The organism is Exiguobacterium sp. s83, assembly GCF_018617095.1.
Classification (GTDB): Bacteria; Bacillota; Bacilli; order Exiguobacteriales; family Exiguobacteriaceae; genus Exiguobacterium; species Exiguobacterium profundum.
Genome location: NZ_JACSJP010000005.1, coordinates 1 through 14,658 on the forward strand (window position 1 = coordinate 1; position 14,658 = coordinate 14,658).

The following is a 14,658-nucleotide window of genomic DNA, read 5'->3' on the forward strand; positions in this document are numbered from 1 at the left end:
AGCCCCCTCCGAGATGAGATTTCCCTTTGAGCAATCAAGAAAGACCCCTCAGAGACGATGAGGTAGATAGGTCATGGGTGGAAGCGTGGTGACACGTGGAGCTGAATGATACTAATCGGTCGAGGCTTTGATCTAGTCTAATGGTTTGTGTTGATGAATCCTCAGTTTTCAGGGAACAAGCCCTGTAGAGTCTGGTGGCGATAGCGAGACGGCCACACCCGTTCCCATGCCGAACACGGAAGTTAAGCGTCTCAGCGCCGAAAGTAGTTGGGGGATCTCCCCCTGTGAGGATAGGACGTTGCCAGGCAACAACGCAGGACGACCGAGCATACGCTCGGTCGTTTTTTTGTTTCTTTGAAACTTTGTCCCTTCTTTTTCGTACTAAGTAAGAGAAAGAGGGGATGTTTATAAATCATGAATCTCCTCAGATTGACTCATTCGATAAACAAAATGAGAGGAGAAACATCATGCAAAATCTTCAGGAGACCCAATTAGATTTACAACAACGTATCGCCGAGCGTGATCGACTTGTGCGTAAGCAAGAGATACTAAACAAACAGTTGAACGAGCATGAGACGGTGCGGAAGACACTACTCAACACATTCACGAAAGAACAACGTGATGTGTATGACCTTGAAGAATTCTCGCTCGTCAACACATGGCGAAAGTTACGAGGCACGTTTGATGAACAACGGACAATCGAAATGGAAGAGGCTGCTCGCGCTGAACTGAAATTACGAGAACACGAGGCGATGATTGACGAATTGACGCTCGAACATCGAGAATTACAAGAACAGCTCGAGGTTTATGAGGGCATCGACGCTGAGTGGGAGACCTTCTTAGAAACAAAAGAATCCCATCTTGCGAAAGATCCAGCTATTCGCCGAGACCTACACCATCTCACGAATCAACAAGCCGAAACGAATGAACTTCTTATCGAGTATCGGGAAGCCATCGTTGCCGGTAAGGCGGCGCGATCAACGATTGCAAAAACACTCAAACATCTAGATAGTGCGAAAGGGTGGTCGACGTATGACACGTTCTTCGGGGGTGGCTTGATTGCCACAGCAATGAAACATGAGGCGCTAGATGCTTCCGAGCAGACAATGCACGAATTACAATCTGCGTTAGAGCGTTTCTCCCGTGAATTAGCGGACGTGCAAGGTATTGTTCAGGAGTTGCATGTCGATCGAGGTTCACTCATTCAGTTCGCAGATTACTTTTTGGATGATATTTTTTCAGAATGGACGATGCATGGACGAATCAATGATTCCTTAGATCAAGTGGACGGACTGGATAAGGAAATCAGTCAGCTGATTGCTCGTATGACGAGACAAGTGGAAACGTTAGAACAGAAGCTTGACGAGACTGAAGAAAAAAGAAGACAGCTCATCCTGACACGATGAGCTGTCTGTCATTATATTTATAGTAAGGGTTCTTTTGCTTAGTTCAAGGAGAGCGAAGAGAAAATGAGTAAAACGATGGTATTTCTTATTAGAGGGATGGCAGTCACGGGAGCGCTATTGATTTTATCGATTCCATTTTTCTTTAGTTCTCCCATATCGACCACTCTGATCATTGTCAGTTCGATTTCGTTGATTGCCTTTGTGATGTTTACTGTTTCAGCAATCAGGCTTCGAAAACGGATAGAGAATGAATGACGTGTATTTGTTTTTCTGAAACAACAAAATTACCGAAAGGGGGAGAATCATGGAACAACTGATTGAGGGTATCGTACAAAGCGTGAGACCGGATCAACGAACGCTGATTGCTATCTCCGGACACGGGGCAGCCGGAAAATCGACGTTGGCAGAAAAATTACGGGAACGACTCGGTGATATAAACCTGCTTCACACAGACCCGTATATTACAGATTCACAGTTGCGGAAACAAACGATCCTCACGTATCAACACGATGGAACGACCCATCAGTATAAGATGACGGCGTGTCATCCGGCCGCACATCATCTGCTCTCACTCGAGCGAGATATCCGTATGATTCGGGAAGGGATTGGGTTTTATACGATTGATGTCCCCTATCTAGAGCGGACATGGATTGATCCGGAGAAGCCAATCACGATTATTGAAGGGATGAGTGTCGCATTCCTGGATCTTTCATCTTTTGATCAATCGATTTATCTCTACACAGACGGGGAGACTGAGTTCAAGCGACGTTCGCATCGTGATATTCAGGAACGGGGTATGGAGCTGGACTACTTACACGCTTCACATGTAGAGCGACGTCTGCAATATGAATTGTTCATGCATCCGTATCGCCACCACTTTCAAACTATCGTCAATACGAGTAAGGATGGAATTCAAATTGAAAAAACCGCTCACGAGGAGCGGTGACTGCGTAGCGTATCTTGAATTCCGAGACCGAGCTGTTCTTGTTCGCGCTCGAGTTGTTCCCACGTGAGAGAACGATGACGCAGTTCGACGTCGGTCGCCATCGATTCGAGCGTTCGCTGGGTCTCGATGTTGTCGAGCCAGTAGTAGAGGTCGATCCCGTCTTCATGCAAGCGCCAAAACGATTTGACGACCTCGAACTCATCGGCCCATTCTCCGACCGGCTTGAATCCATACTTTTCAACGAATGGATACGGACGTTCTTCCCCGAGCGGGTCGATCACGTTTCGGACGAACATCGGCTCAAGTCCAGCGTGAGCGGTCGCATCGAGTAATCGTTTCAGTTCAGGCATCGGTTCGATTTCGATGTGTTCGAGCACATCAAACCAAACTCGTTTGATGTCCTTGTCCCATAATGTAGCCTCTATACTATACGGGGCGCCGGCAGAGGAAGGGGCGTACATCGTCAACTCGAATGAAAACGGAACATCTTCCTTCGCTCCGGGTTCTAGTACAAGCGATAGTGGAATTGGGACTTCTTGAATATCAGCTTCTCGATTGAACTCGTTTCCTTCCATGGTGATGTCTTTGAACGTCGTCAAGAAGGTCAGGGTGAGTTCCTGTAATCGAACGACATTCGTTGTCGGGTTGGAGACGTGCAACGTACCCGTCACGGTCTGCTTCGGAATGAGTGCTGCCGGGTCAAACGTGATCTCGGCTTCGATCTCCGAAAAGAACCATTTCTTGAATCGATTTCCCCATTTGGACATGGCGGTCGCGCCCCTTTTCTCTGATAGTCTATGCTGTTATATTTGTTCCCGATTCCATTTTTGAAAAAACATTAAGAAAATGGTTGCTTTTTATAACTGTCTCGCTTATTATAGAGGATGTCGAAACAATTCAAACCATCGCGGGGTGGAGCAGTCTGGTAGCTCGTCGGGCTCATAACCCGAAGGTCGTCGGTTCAAATCCGGCCCCCGCAACCAATTTTTATTTAATTTCATATGTCGTCGCGGGGTGGAGCAGTCTGGTAGCTCGTCGGGCTCATAACCCGAAGGTCGTTGGTTCAAATCCAGCCCCCGCAACCAATTTTTAAATGAGATAGCGAAACGATGGCGTTTCGTGTTTTTTTTTGCTTAAAATGAAGTGTACAATGAGTACGTATGAGAAGTGAAAAAGGAGAACCATTCATGTATACATTGATTACGCATTCTGCGGCGGAGACGCAAGCGGTGGCAGAACGTTTGGCCACACTCGTCGAAGCAGGGACGGTCATCACGTTAAACGGTGACCTCGGTGCCGGCAAGACGACGTTCACACAAGGGTTCGCAAAAGGACTCGGTGTCACGCGGAACGTCAACAGTCCGACCTTCACCATTATGAAACAATATAAAGGGCGATTGCCGCTCTATCATATGGATGTCTATCGTCTCGAAGATACGGGGGATGACATCGGTCTTGAGGAATATATCAATGGTGATGGTGTCGCCATCGTCGAGTGGTCGAACTTGATCGAGTCCTCGCTCCCGGAAGAACGCTTGGCCATCACGATTGAACGGGTCGGCGACGAAGAACGTAAACTGACACTTGCTCCGACGGGTGAGCGTTACGTTCAAATCGCCAAGGAGGTGCTCGCATGAAGCAATTGATGATTGATACGGCGACGACACGTTTGTCAGTCGCGTTAAGTGAGGCTGGAGAGATTCAAGCCGAAGCGACCGTCATGGTCTCAAAAAACCATGCGGTCACACTCATGCCGATGATTGAACAGCTCATGGCAGCGGTCAAGTGGACACCGAATATGCTCGAACGCATCATAGTCACGACCGGACCTGGGTCGTACACGGGAATTCGGATTGGAGTGACGACAGCGAAGACACTCGCTTATACGCTCAATCTTCCACTCATCGGTGTATCTGCCCTGCAGCTCATGGCAGCGGCCCCGAATACCGATTTGCCGGTCGTCTCATTGATTGACGCTCGCCGTGGCAACGCGTATATCGGATATTATCAACACAACAAAGCACTAACGCATGATCAGCACGCCTCGGTCGCGGATTGGTTGCGACTGAATAGTCAAGGGCGCTTCCTTGTCGTCGGAGACGTGGAACCGTTCCGTGACGTGTTAAGTGAATATGAGTATGTCGAAGCACCGGCTGCCCATCGTTACGGACGTGCGAGTGATTTGGTCGTCTTTAGCGATGAGACGAGCGATGTCCATGCGTTTGAGCCAGAGTATTTGCGACTCGCTGAAGCGGAAGCGAAATGGTTAGAGGGTCAAAACAATGGCTGACGTGAAAATTCGTCGAATGACGTGGCTCGATGTCGAAGAAGTGACGCAAGTCGAAGAAGCATCGTTTGCCATTCCGTGGACAAAAGAGGCGTTCATGAATGAGATGCTTCGAAATGAACAGGCCATTTACTTTGTCGCGGTCCATGACAAACGGGTCGTCGGTTTTGTCGGAGTATGGCAAATCGTCGATGAAGGACATATCACGAACATTGCCGTCTTACCTGAGTTTCGTGGACAGGGCATCGGTAATCAATTGTTAGCGGAACTTGTCGCGTTCGCCAAGTCAAAAGGACTCGTCGGATTGACGTTAGAAGTCCGCGTGTCGAACGTAGGCGCGCAAAAACTGTATGAACAGTTCGGTTTTACGCAAGCCGGTCGGAGAAGACGCTACTATCAGGATAATAATGAAGACGCCTATATTTATTGGGCGAAGTTAGGAAGTGAGTCAGAATGAACACATCACTGATTCTTTCGATTGAGTCGAGCTGTGACGAGACGTCTGTTGCACTCGTCAAAGACGGAAAGACGTTATTGTCGAACGTCGTCTCTTCTCAAATCGAGAGTCATAAACGATTTGGTGGCGTCGTCCCTGAAGTGGCGTCTCGTCATCATGTGGAACGAATCACGTACGTGATTGACGATGCATTGAGTGAAGCCGGCGTGACGATGGAAGACGTCGATGCAGTCGCGGTCACACAAGGACCGGGTCTCGTCGGTGCCCTTCTCGTTGGGATCAGTGCGGCCAAGGCGTTGGCATTCGCCCATCAAAAACCGCTCATCGGTGTCCACCATATCGCTGGACATATTTACGCGAACGAACTCGTTGAAGAGATGCAGTTCCCGCTTGTCTGTCTCGTCGTTTCAGGGGGACATACAGAACTCGTCTATATGCCAGAACATGGTGTCTTCGAAGTCATCGGGGAGACACGTGACGACGCGGCAGGTGAGGCGTACGATAAGGTTGCGCGCACGCTCAGTCTCCCATATCCGGGAGGTCCTGCGATTGACCGCCTGGCAGCGGTCGGGGAAGACACGTACAACTTCCCACGCGTTCGTCTCGAACCGGGTAGTTTCGATTTCAGTTTCAGTGGTTTGAAGTCATCGGTCATCAACGCCGTACACAATGCGGAACAACGGGGAGAGACGGTCATCCCTGAAAACTTGGCGGCGAGCTTCCAGGCGAGTGTCGTCGAAGTGCTCGTCGAGAAAGCGATTCGTGCCGTGAAGGAAAAAGGGGCGAAGCAATTGCTTGTCGCGGGTGGTGTCGCGGCGAACCGTGGCCTCCGCGCAGCGCTTCAAGAAACGGCTACAGCTGAAGGGATTCAACTCGTCATTCCACCGCTTGACCTCTGTGGGGACAACGCGGGCATGATCGGGGTGGCGGCACATCACGCGTATGTGCGCGGTAAGCGCGATACACTAGCGATGAACGCGGTTCCTGGGTTATCCTTAGAAGAGAGCATGACAGTCTAGGGGGAAATAGAGACATGACGAAACGCATCATCATCGGAGGACTCATCGTACTACTCGTCGTTGCGACGTTCTTACAAGTACGTGAGATCATCCGCGCTTACAATATCGCCTATCAAGAGGAGATTGTTCCAGAAGAGACACGAGTGAAGTCACTCACTGGAGAAGAGTCATTAGAAGGCATCGGTCGCGTGACCGGAGAGAATACGCTCATCAAGTCACTATATGGCTACACAAGTGTCGTCGACCAAGAGCCGGAGCGTGTGATCGTCGTCGATCGTAATCTCGGCGTTCAGCCAAAAGCAAGCGATGCTTACTATGAAATCGAGCGAGGTCGCGAGGCAACGGAAGAAGAAGCGGCGAAGTTTGATGATTTGATCGAGGAACTCGACGAACAGCAACTGTTCGCACAAGTCATCTCGACGCATGAAGCACGCTATGTGACGAATGGCGAAAAGCCGATGACGTTCTATAAAGTGTTCACACGTGACGTCGACACGAACGAGGCTGTCTTCTTTATCGCTGAAGACGGAACGAAACTCGACTTCCATACAATCGGATTCCAACCACTGCGTTATTTCTAACAAAAAGGTTCAGCCACGCGGCTGAACCTTTTTGAGTGCTTCAAGTTGTTGAAGGAATGTATGGGCGAACGCAAGACATGTTTCCTTTTTTTTTCGTCCGTATCCGGGTCAAATTCAATCTTGAGCGATTATCAATGTCAGTGCTAACGTTGATTGTACAAACAAAACCACGCCTTCAAACAGAAGACGTGGTTTTGTTATGCTTTTGGTTGTCGATAATTCTCCCGATGCCACGTATTGACGCGGCTCACGATGAACACGAGAAGAGCGAGAATCCACATGAAGAGCGTCTCTTCATAGAAGTGGGCCCACACCGATCCAGGCGCATAGAACGTGTGAACGGTCACATCGACCGGCCAGACGACGACACGGATGAAGAGCGTGCTCATGAGCAGACCACTGAAGAGACTGAGTAGTATCCCTGGCCACGTCTGAATGATGAAGCCGATGACGACCGGTAAAAAGTAAAAGAGAATAGACGGGACAATCGTCGGCTCCCCACGGATGAGTTCAGACACGAACTCGGTCCCGGTCGGCACGATATAGGCCAGTCCTGTGAGGAACGCTTGAATGAACTCGATTCGCATGGCACGGGTACGCATCATGTATGGAGTTCCTCCCATTCCGCATAAAGTGCGGTAATCGATTCTTTCGCCGCGTCCGATTCGGTCGACAACTCCTGTGCACGGGCGAAGTCGTTGAAGACGTCCGGCTCACAAAGCAACTGCTCGATCTCATCAAGACGATTCTCATGTTGCTCAATCGCTTGCTCAATCTCTTCGATGCGCTGTTTGATGCGGCGCTCTTCTCGCTGTTGTACCTTATCGGCACGCTGTTTTTTCACGACGACCTGCTTCGTCTCTTCACGGGCGAGTCGCGCCAGTTCCTCGAGCTCTTCTTTCTTCTCGACGTAGTACGAATAGTCCCCAAGATACTCGTTGATGCCGTTCGGTGTGATCTCTAGCACACGCGTCGCGAGTCGATCGATGAAGTAGCGGTCATGAGAGACGAAGAGAATCGTGCCCGGATAGTCGAGGAGGGCATTCTCCAAAATCATCTTTGAGTCGAGGTCCAAGTGGTTCGTCGGCTCGTCCAAAATGAGGAGGTTCGGTTGCTCCAGCTTCAGCTTGGCCAAGGTGAGTCGTGCCCGTTCGCCACCGGATAGTTCATGGACACGCTTCATGACGTCATCGCCGCTGAAGAGGAACTGTCCGAGAAGACTCCGGACTTCTTGCTCGCGCATGAGCGGCCAGTCGTTCCAAATCTCGTCGATGACACGGTTCGCGTCAGACAAGTTTTGTTGCTCCTGGTCGTAGTAGCCGATTTCGACGCCCGTCCCGTAACGGATCTCACCGGTGAGGGCGGCTTGTTGTTTCGTCAACACTTTGAGGAGGGTCGACTTCCCGACCCCGTTCGGACCGACTAGCGCGACGGACTCACCGCGTTGCAGTTGGAAGCGGAGATTCTGAGCGATCGCTTCCTCGTACCCGATGGCGAGGTCACTCGCGCTCAGCACATCGTTCCCGCTCTGACGTTTGATGGAGAACGAGAGAACGGCGCTACGTTCGTCACCATCCGGCGCATCGAGGCGATCGACTTTCTCAAGACGCTTCCGCACGCTTTGCGCTCGTTTCGTCGTCGTCGCCCGGGCGATGTTTCGCTGGATGAAGTCTTGCATCTTGGCAATCTCTTCTTGCTGCGACTCAAACTGCTTCTTCTCTTGCTCGTAGAGGGCGGCCTTCTGCTCGAGATACTTCGTATAGTTCCCGACGAAGCGGCGACTCCGGTGACGTGACAATTCATAGACGACCGAGACGACGCGATCGAGGAAGTACCGGTCGTGGGAGACGATGAGAACGGCACCTTTATAGCCGTTCAAGTACTTCTCAAGCCAGGCGAGTGTTTCGATGTCCAAATGGTTCGTCGGCTCGTCCAAGATGAGCAGGTCGGGACTTTGAAGGAGCATCTTCGCCAAGGCGAGACGTGTCCGTTGTCCCCCGGAGAGCGTGTCGATGCGACGCTCGAAGTCGTCCGGATAGAAGCGCATCCCGTGAAGGACCGAGCGGATGGTCGCTTCATATTGGTATCCGCCACGTTCTTTGAACGTATGTTGCTCTTCATCGTAAGAAGAGAGGAGACGTTCATATGCAGCGGCGTCATTTAGGATTCGTTCTGAGCCCATGTCAGCCTCCATGCGACGGAGCGTCTTCTCTTGCTCGATCAAGTCCGTGAAGACGGTGAGCATCTCATTCCAGATCGTCTCGTCGGATTCTAACCCTGAGTCTTGGGCGAGATAGCCGATCGTGACGTCTTTTGGCTTCATGATGTCCCCGGAGTCATAGTTGTATTCACCAGCGATGACTTTCAAAAGCGTCGACTTTCCGGCCCCGTTACGACCGACAAGGGCGACGCGTTCGCCTTCCTGGATTTCGAGTTTGACATTTTCTAAAATCGGCTCGACGCCGAAGGATTTGGATAAGTTATTGACTTGCAGTAGGATCAAGTGAAAAAACCCCTTTCTCTCTATTTAGTATACTGTATTTTTCAGCGATTTTAGGTATATTCGTTGAGTGGTCATGTGAATTCGTTTACAATCAAGGTGTATGAAATTCAGATTCGTTTGTAACGTGTCGTAAAAAGGAGGCTCTTTCCGTTGAGTCAAAACGAACCAAAGATTCCACAAGCGACAGCCAAACGGTTGCCACTATACTATCGATTTATTCAAAGCCTGCACGCGTCAGGGAAACAACGTGTCTCTTCAGCAGAACTGAGTGAGGCGGTCAAGGTCGATTCGGCTACGATTCGCCGTGATTTCTCGTACTTCGGTGCGCTCGGTAAAAAGGGATATGGCTATAACGTGCAGTATCTGTTAGACTTTTTCCGAAAGACACTGAATCAGGACGAGATTACGAATGTCGCCTTGGTCGGGGTCGGTCACCTTGGGACGGCATTCGTCAACTATAACTTCCTTAAAAACAATAACACACATATCGTCGTCGGGTTCGACGCAGACGAAACAAAAGTCGGCACGACGATGTCAGGCGTCCCAATTCATCACGTCGATGAGATGGAACAAATCATGAAGCAAAACAAGATTGACGTCGCCATTTTGACGGTACCTTCTGCTTATGCGCAGTCCGTCGCAGACGACTTGGTGCGTTTCGGCATCAAGGGCATCTTGAACTTCACACCGGCACGACTCACTGTACCGGATACGGTTCGCGTCCATCATATCGATTTGTCGATTGAGCTGCAGTCACTCATTTACTTTATGCAACACTATCCAACCGCTGAGGGGGTCCATCAATAATGGAATTACTAGCATCATCACTCGTCGTCGGGATTCCGGGTGGGGCGAGTCTATTCATCATCGCCATCATCGCGCTTATCATCTTCGGACCGAAGAAATTGCCGGAGTTTGGTCGCGCGGCCGGACAAACGCTTCGTGAGTTCAAAAATGCAACGAACGGCATGATGAACGAGCACGACGAGAACGACAAGAAAGCTATCGAAAAGAAAGAGCAGTAAGCCATGAATCATCAACCTGATCAAGAGCGGGAACTCACCGATCACTTGACAGAGCTGCGGAGACGACTGATGCTATCTGCATTTGTCGTCTTTGCCTTCTTTTTGATGGCTTTGCCGAGTGTCAAATATGTACTCGCGTATTTGCAAAAAGACCTCGTCGAACGCGGGCTCGAACTGAACGCCTTTGGGGTCGCGGACCCGCTCATGATTTACTTGAACTTGGCGCTCATCATCGGCCTTATCGCGGCGAGCCCATTCCTACTGTATCAAGTGTGGGCGTTTGTCGCACCCGGTCTGCATCCGAATGAGCGGAAAGGCACGCTTGCCTATATCCCAATCATCTTCGGACTGTTCTTGATCGGTCTTGCGTTCGCCTACTACTGGTTGTTCCCGCTCGTCCTCGATATCTCGACGGACCTCGGGCAAGACCTCGGACTCGAACAAATCATCGGGGCCAACAATTACTTCACGTTCTTGTTGCAGCTGACAATTCCGTTCGGTCTATTGTTCCAACTACCGGTCGTCATGATGTTCTTGACCCGAATCGGTGTCGTGACCCCGTACTTCTTATCAAAGATTCGAAAGTACGCATACTTCGCCCTATTCGTGATCGCGGCATTCATCACACCGCCGGATTTGACGTCGCACCTTATGGTGTCGTTACCACTCTTCTTCCTATATGAAATCAGTTTATCGATTTCACGTATCACCTACAAAGGGGTGCTGCGCCGGGAAAAAGAGGCGATGGTGCAAGAACAGATGGATTTAATGAAACAGATGAATGAAAAGTGAGCACTGCGTCAAATTATGACGCGGTGCTTTTTTGAATATTAGGGCTATGCATTTTTGAGAAAACATCTTAAAATTAGAAGGGATTCAACAAAAATGGATGTTTTTTGAAAACTTATGTATACATAAACAGAAATGAGGAAGCAGATGAACAAGTGGTTATGGAGTACGCTCGTCGTACTCATATTGTTGATTGGACCAAAAATGGATGCCTTTGCAGAAGGAGCGGCAAAAGCGGACGTTCTGCCAACGGGAAGTGTTGTATCAAACAGTGAATATGTATGGCGATCGGGCGACCCAGAGACGATTGTGCATATGCGCACAGGAAAAGTGTATACACTTCCCGTCCGCGTGTCGGTTGAACACAATATCGTTGGACTCGGAGACGGTCGCGTCATTTTAGATGCATATGGCGAGGTCATCATTTGGGATCCGATTAACGATGCGATGACGTCATTCCCGAATGATTCGAGTAGTGGTCTCGATTATCTTCATGCTGTGAATCAGGATTTAGAAATGATTCTTTGGAAAGGACATACGACGTATTCTGTCACTTCATTGACGGGTGAGATTCTCGGAACGTTTAATACGGAAAGTATATACGAATCGTACGACCTTCTTGCTGACGGCACGGTCCTAGTCTTCGCAAACGGTGAAATCACGAAACGAGCCATCACGGGAGAAACGCTTGAAACGCTTGGAACATATACGGACAAGGTACGATCTGCCCAATATATCGAAGAAGCGAATCAATTAGTGGTCAAGATGTCCACCGACTCACATCTCCGAATTTTTGATTTGACCACGAAACGTTGGATTGAAAAAGAGGCGGAATCTGTCACGAATCTCCTGTGGAAAGACGGGATTTACTACTTCACGATGCGGAAAGTGTTTGATACGTATTACGTGAGTTACAATGTTGCCACTGGAGAATGGAAAGAATCATCGGTGGATGATACGTTTGTTAATCTAAGAGGAGATTGGTATGTGCTATCCCATGATGTGACGGCAGGGTATACGCCGGAGTCATTTTGGAAAGCGCCACGACAACTGTTGATCGATGTACCGAAAACAACGACACGATATGAAGTGAACCAATCCTATCAAGTGAACGGAACCGCTAAACTGATTGATGGAACATCCATTCCTGTCAGTGGGACAGAATTGTCGGCAACGTATCGATATTCTGAGAAGAAACCTTTTGTTTGGGAACAAGGTAAGTTGACGATGAACACGAATGGCGGATATTCTTTTGAATTTAGATGGAACGGGTTAGAACGAACAGAAGACTTTGTAGCATCTAACTATGTTCCGCTCACACTCGATCCGCCAACAGGTGTTTTGGGACCCATCACAGGAACAACGGCACCGAACACCCCAGTATTCGTCAGTGTGACGAAAAGCACCTCTCAGTACACCGACTCACTAGATTCATTGGTCAACTATCAGTCGAAAACGGTTCAGTCAGACGAGATGGGACGCTTCACTTGGCAACCGACGCGCTGGTTCGCACCAGGATCGCGTGTGACCGTAAAAATCGGAAGCCCATCAAGTGTATATGCCGATCCAATTGAACTGGTGACGGTAAAAGAAAGTGAAGATACTTTACCGAACGACATCACGCTTGTAACGAACTCTGTAAAATCAGGTGTGACATTACAGACCACGCCACAGGCTACCGTTGACATCGTTGCCCGTAGCGAACGCGGTTATGAAGCCTGGAGTGAGCAAGTAAATGAGGATGGGATGCTCCAAATCAAATCGTTTTCTCACATGTGGTTTGGTGTTGGGACAAAAATATACTATAAGTTACAGGATGCACCTGCCTCACAGTTCCGTCTTGCGGAAGTGAAGGCGACGTATGATGCACCTATCTTCACTTGGACGCGGACACCATTGATGTACGATAAATCGATTGATGTAACGTCTAGCACAAATGAAGCATATGAAGTTTATCGGAATGACATCCTTGTGACAAAGACGAGTTCGATGCCTTATACGTTCGATACGCCATTACGCGAAGGCGATGTGATTCGTGTCAAACGCACGTATCGCGATGCCACTTACGAATTGACGAAGACGGTTCGCGCGTTCGCACCTGTTTTGAGTGTCACGGACGTCATGATGACGAAGACACAGGCGACACTCACGATTAAAAAGACAAGTGTGGCCCCGGTTCGTTTTTACGTAAATGGTGTGGCCGTTTCACCAAAACGGTTATCAACGACACGGTACACCATCCCGGCGAAACCGGGTGACACGATTCGTGTCCGTGCCTCTGTCGGATCAAAATCCCGTGAAGTCACAGTGGAATTGCCGAAGACCTCGCTGTCCACGCTATCCATCAACGACGAAAAGTCGTTATGGGTCGGGTATGTACTACCGAACAGTACGGTGACACTAAAGAGCGGTACGAAGACAATCGCCAGTGGAACGGCAAGCAGTACAGGCCGTGTGACGCTACGATTCAGTCGACAACCGGTTGGAAGTGTCGTGACGTTGACGAGTCAGCAAGTGACGTATCGTCACATTCAGAAAAAGACCGTGACGGTCGGACCGGCTCCGACATTGTCATCGACCATTCCTTCAAGTGCGTCGAAGACATTGCGTGCGACGTCAAACGTGGCTTACGGTACACTCACGCTGATGCGTGGGACGACCGTTCTCGCAGAGAAAGAAGTAAAAACGACTTCGACGATTCTCAGTTTTTCACCGCAACGAAAAGGGACGCAGCTCACGCTTCGTCTCGTGACACCGAAAGGTCGAAGCGTAACGAAGACGTTCACCGTTCGATGAGTACTCGGACCATTCGCATGAGCGGGTGGTCTTTTTACTTTCAACATACCTGTGAGCCCTTCACTCATGTTAATATGGAAAAAAGAGGGATTTGAGGTGTGGGTCATGTGGTGGCAATGGTACGGATTTGAGACAATCATGATGTTCATCTTTGCAGGGATATCCATTGGGACTGGAAGACATCTGTTCCTGTCAAAAACGGATAAGGTTCTCACGATTTCGTTTGTGAGTATGGTCATTGGTTTTTGTATGATGCTCGTCGGAGTGGGATACATAAGAGGATTTGATGGAATGGGTTGGTTCGTATACGGTTTGCTCCTATACGGTGGAAGTCTCCTTGTCTACTTGACGTTCACTATTTTTCGTTTGAAACGGGAGGAGTAAAGAGAATGAGTGATTTGACCTTTTTGATGTTGTTGTTTCTTGGATTGACACTAGGAGTGGTGCTATCCATCTATCACGTGATGCGGCAGAAAAGAAGACGGTCCGTGTTACTCCTGATCGGTACATTACTGGTTGTAAGTGGCTATGTACTTGTGATTGGCAATCTGGCATTTGGATACGGATGGGGAGCATTGTGGTGGGCGGTCGTCGGGCTCGCTATGAACGTCTTCGGTTTGATCGTGCATCTATTTGTAATAATCTATCATCTATTATTGAAAAAGCGGCGAGTCCGGTCATGAGAATGAGCGGATTTTTTCTGTTCAAACTTTAGACACTTTTACGTGAAAAAGTGAGCAAAGTCATTGATTCTTATATTGTGAAATAGTACACTAAGGTCAAGAAGTAAATGTGATGTTTATCACAATATAAAACGAAACGTATTGTTTAACATAAAAGGAGAGACGA

Annotated in this window: 16 protein-coding genes, 2 tRNA genes and 2 rRNA genes; 17 read left to right on the forward strand and 3 right to left on the reverse strand. The window is 49.1% G+C overall.

Going from position 1 to position 14,658, the window contains the following annotated elements; translation table 11 throughout:
• From KNO73_RS13325 to KNO73_RS13340, 4 genes are all read left to right on the forward strand, one after another.
• A 23S ribosomal RNA gene (locus KNO73_RS13325) occupies positions 1-135 on the forward strand; the annotation flags it as partial.
• Positions 136-190: 55 nt separating this feature from the next.
• Positions 191-307: ribosomal RNA gene (gene rrf, locus KNO73_RS13330) — 5S ribosomal RNA — on the forward strand.
• Positions 308-467: 160 nt separating this feature from the next.
• Positions 468-1,406, forward strand: a complete 939-nt coding sequence (locus tag KNO73_RS13335; protein WP_215112616.1) for a coiled-coil domain-containing protein — start codon at positions 468-470, stop codon at positions 1,404-1,406.
• A gap of 304 nt (positions 1,407-1,710) precedes the next feature.
• Positions 1,711-2,352: a uridine kinase family protein gene (locus tag KNO73_RS13340; protein WP_214758571.1), complete on the forward strand. Its 642-nt coding sequence runs from the start codon at positions 1,711-1,713 to the stop codon at positions 2,350-2,352.
• Here KNO73_RS13340 and KNO73_RS13345 read toward each other — a convergent pair.
• Positions 2,337-3,119, reverse strand: coding sequence for a sporulation protein (locus KNO73_RS13345; RefSeq protein ID WP_214758573.1), 783 nt, complete (start codon positions 3,117-3,119; stop codon positions 2,337-2,339). The two genes, KNO73_RS13340 and KNO73_RS13345, sit on opposite strands and share 16 nt — an antisense overlap.
• Before the next feature lie 139 nt (positions 3,120-3,258).
• Here KNO73_RS13345 and KNO73_RS13350 point away from each other — a divergent pair.
• The 7 genes from KNO73_RS13350 to KNO73_RS13380 all read left to right on the forward strand — a co-directional run bounded on the left by KNO73_RS13350 (position 3,259) and on the right by KNO73_RS13380 (position 6,696).
• Positions 3,259-3,335: transfer RNA gene (locus KNO73_RS13350), tRNA-Met, on the forward strand.
• Positions 3,336-3,360: 25 nt separating this feature from the next.
• A tRNA-Met gene (locus KNO73_RS13355) sits at positions 3,361-3,437 on the forward strand.
• 102 nt (positions 3,438-3,539) lie between these two features.
• Complete coding sequence (gene tsaE, locus KNO73_RS13360) at positions 3,540-3,989, forward strand: tRNA (adenosine(37)-N6)-threonylcarbamoyltransferase complex ATPase subunit type 1 TsaE (RefSeq protein ID WP_015880566.1); 450 nt, start codon at positions 3,540-3,542, stop codon at positions 3,987-3,989.
• Positions 3,986-4,642, forward strand: a complete 657-nt coding sequence (tsaB, locus tag KNO73_RS13365) for a tRNA (adenosine(37)-N6)-threonylcarbamoyltransferase complex dimerization subunit type 1 TsaB (protein ID WP_214812793.1) — start codon at positions 3,986-3,988, stop codon at positions 4,640-4,642. Before tsaE ends, tsaB begins: the two co-directional genes overlap by 4 nt.
• The gene (gene rimI / locus KNO73_RS13370; RefSeq protein ID WP_214812792.1) at positions 4,635-5,096 is read left to right on the forward strand and encodes a ribosomal protein S18-alanine N-acetyltransferase; all 462 of its coding nucleotides are present in this window, start codon (positions 4,635-4,637) and stop codon (positions 5,094-5,096) included. Before tsaB ends, rimI begins: the two co-directional genes overlap by 8 nt.
• Positions 5,093-6,115 carry a tRNA (adenosine(37)-N6)-threonylcarbamoyltransferase complex transferase subunit TsaD gene (gene tsaD / locus KNO73_RS13375; RefSeq protein ID WP_215112617.1) on the forward strand — a complete coding sequence of 341 codons (1,023 nt, stop codon included), beginning with the start codon at positions 5,093-5,095 and terminating at the stop codon, positions 6,113-6,115. Before rimI ends, tsaD begins: the two co-directional genes overlap by 4 nt.
• A gap of 14 nt (positions 6,116-6,129) precedes the next feature.
• Positions 6,130-6,696 carry a hypothetical protein gene (locus KNO73_RS13380; RefSeq protein WP_078146164.1) on the forward strand — a complete coding sequence of 189 codons (567 nt, stop codon included), beginning with the start codon at positions 6,130-6,132 and terminating at the stop codon, positions 6,694-6,696.
• 197 nt (positions 6,697-6,893) lie between these two features.
• Here KNO73_RS13380 and KNO73_RS13385 read toward each other — a convergent pair whose 3' ends face one another.
• Together KNO73_RS13385 and KNO73_RS13390 are read right to left on the reverse strand one after the other, a co-directional pair.
• Positions 6,894-7,301 carry a hypothetical protein gene (locus KNO73_RS13385; protein WP_214758578.1) on the reverse strand — a complete coding sequence of 136 codons (408 nt, stop codon included), beginning with the start codon at positions 7,299-7,301 and terminating at the stop codon, positions 6,894-6,896.
• Positions 7,298-9,199: an ABC-F family ATP-binding cassette domain-containing protein gene (locus KNO73_RS13390; RefSeq protein ID WP_215112618.1), complete on the reverse strand. Its 1,902-nt coding sequence runs from the start codon at positions 9,197-9,199 to the stop codon at positions 7,298-7,300. Before KNO73_RS13390 ends, KNO73_RS13385 begins: the two co-directional genes overlap by 4 nt.
• Positions 9,200-9,349: 150 nt before the next feature.
• On the opposite strand from KNO73_RS13390, the gene KNO73_RS13395 reads away from it, so the two are divergent.
• The 6 genes from KNO73_RS13395 (at position 9,350) to KNO73_RS13420 (ending at position 14,492) form a co-directional block, all read left to right on the forward strand.
• Complete coding sequence (locus KNO73_RS13395) at positions 9,350-10,006, forward strand: redox-sensing transcriptional repressor Rex (protein WP_015880579.1); 657 nt, start codon at positions 9,350-9,352, stop codon at positions 10,004-10,006.
• The gene (gene tatA, locus KNO73_RS13400) at positions 10,006-10,224 is read left to right on the forward strand and encodes a twin-arginine translocase TatA/TatE family subunit (protein ID WP_034770678.1); all 219 of its coding nucleotides are present in this window, start codon (positions 10,006-10,008) and stop codon (positions 10,222-10,224) included. Before KNO73_RS13395 ends, tatA begins: the two co-directional genes overlap by 1 nt.
• 3 nt (positions 10,225-10,227) lie before the next feature.
• Positions 10,228-11,016, forward strand: coding sequence for a twin-arginine translocase subunit TatC (tatC, locus tag KNO73_RS13405; protein WP_031424497.1), 789 nt, complete (start codon positions 10,228-10,230; stop codon positions 11,014-11,016).
• Between the two features lie 144 nt (positions 11,017-11,160).
• Complete coding sequence (locus tag KNO73_RS13410; RefSeq protein WP_215112619.1) at positions 11,161-13,809, forward strand: hypothetical protein; 2,649 nt, start codon at positions 11,161-11,163, stop codon at positions 13,807-13,809.
• Positions 13,810-13,914: 105 nt separating this feature from the next.
• Complete coding sequence (locus tag KNO73_RS13415) at positions 13,915-14,193, forward strand: hypothetical protein (RefSeq protein WP_215112620.1); 279 nt, start codon at positions 13,915-13,917, stop codon at positions 14,191-14,193.
• Positions 14,194-14,198: 5 nt separating this feature from the next.
• Positions 14,199-14,492 carry a hypothetical protein gene (locus KNO73_RS13420; RefSeq protein WP_215112621.1) on the forward strand — a complete coding sequence of 98 codons (294 nt, stop codon included), beginning with the start codon at positions 14,199-14,201 and terminating at the stop codon, positions 14,490-14,492.
• The last annotated feature ends 166 nt before the right edge of the window (positions 14,493-14,658 follow it).

Excerpts from the sequence above, each read along its gene's own strand:
- KNO73_RS13335 (WP_215112616.1), top strand. The coding sequence starts at position 468 with ATGCAAAATCTTCAGGAGACCCAATTAGATTTACAACAACGTATCGCC.
- KNO73_RS13340 (WP_214758571.1), top strand. The coding sequence starts at position 1,711 with ATGGAACAACTGATTGAGGGTATCGTACAAAGCGTGAGACCGGATCAA.
- KNO73_RS13345 (WP_214758573.1), bottom strand. The coding sequence starts at position 3,119 with ATGTCCAAATGGGGAAATCGATTCAAGAAATGGTTCTTTTCGGAGATC.
- tsaE (WP_015880566.1), top strand. The coding sequence starts at position 3,540 with ATGTATACATTGATTACGCATTCTGCGGCGGAGACGCAAGCGGTGGCA.
- tsaB (WP_214812793.1), top strand. The coding sequence starts at position 3,986 with ATGAAGCAATTGATGATTGATACGGCGACGACACGTTTGTCAGTCGCG.
- rimI (WP_214812792.1), top strand. The coding sequence starts at position 4,635 with ATGGCTGACGTGAAAATTCGTCGAATGACGTGGCTCGATGTCGAAGAA.
- tsaD (WP_215112617.1), top strand. The coding sequence starts at position 5,093 with ATGAACACATCACTGATTCTTTCGATTGAGTCGAGCTGTGACGAGACG.
- KNO73_RS13380 (WP_078146164.1), top strand. The coding sequence starts at position 6,130 with ATGACGAAACGCATCATCATCGGAGGACTCATCGTACTACTCGTCGTT.
- KNO73_RS13385 (WP_214758578.1), bottom strand. The coding sequence starts at position 7,301 with ATGATGCGTACCCGTGCCATGCGAATCGAGTTCATTCAAGCGTTCCTC.
- tatA (WP_034770678.1), top strand. The coding sequence starts at position 10,006 with ATGGAATTACTAGCATCATCACTCGTCGTCGGGATTCCGGGTGGGGCG.
- tatC (WP_031424497.1), top strand. The coding sequence starts at position 10,228 with ATGAATCATCAACCTGATCAAGAGCGGGAACTCACCGATCACTTGACA.
- KNO73_RS13410 (WP_215112619.1), top strand. The coding sequence starts at position 11,161 with ATGAACAAGTGGTTATGGAGTACGCTCGTCGTACTCATATTGTTGATT.
- KNO73_RS13415 (WP_215112620.1), top strand. The coding sequence starts at position 13,915 with ATGTGGTGGCAATGGTACGGATTTGAGACAATCATGATGTTCATCTTT.
- KNO73_RS13420 (WP_215112621.1), top strand. The coding sequence starts at position 14,199 with ATGAGTGATTTGACCTTTTTGATGTTGTTGTTTCTTGGATTGACACTA.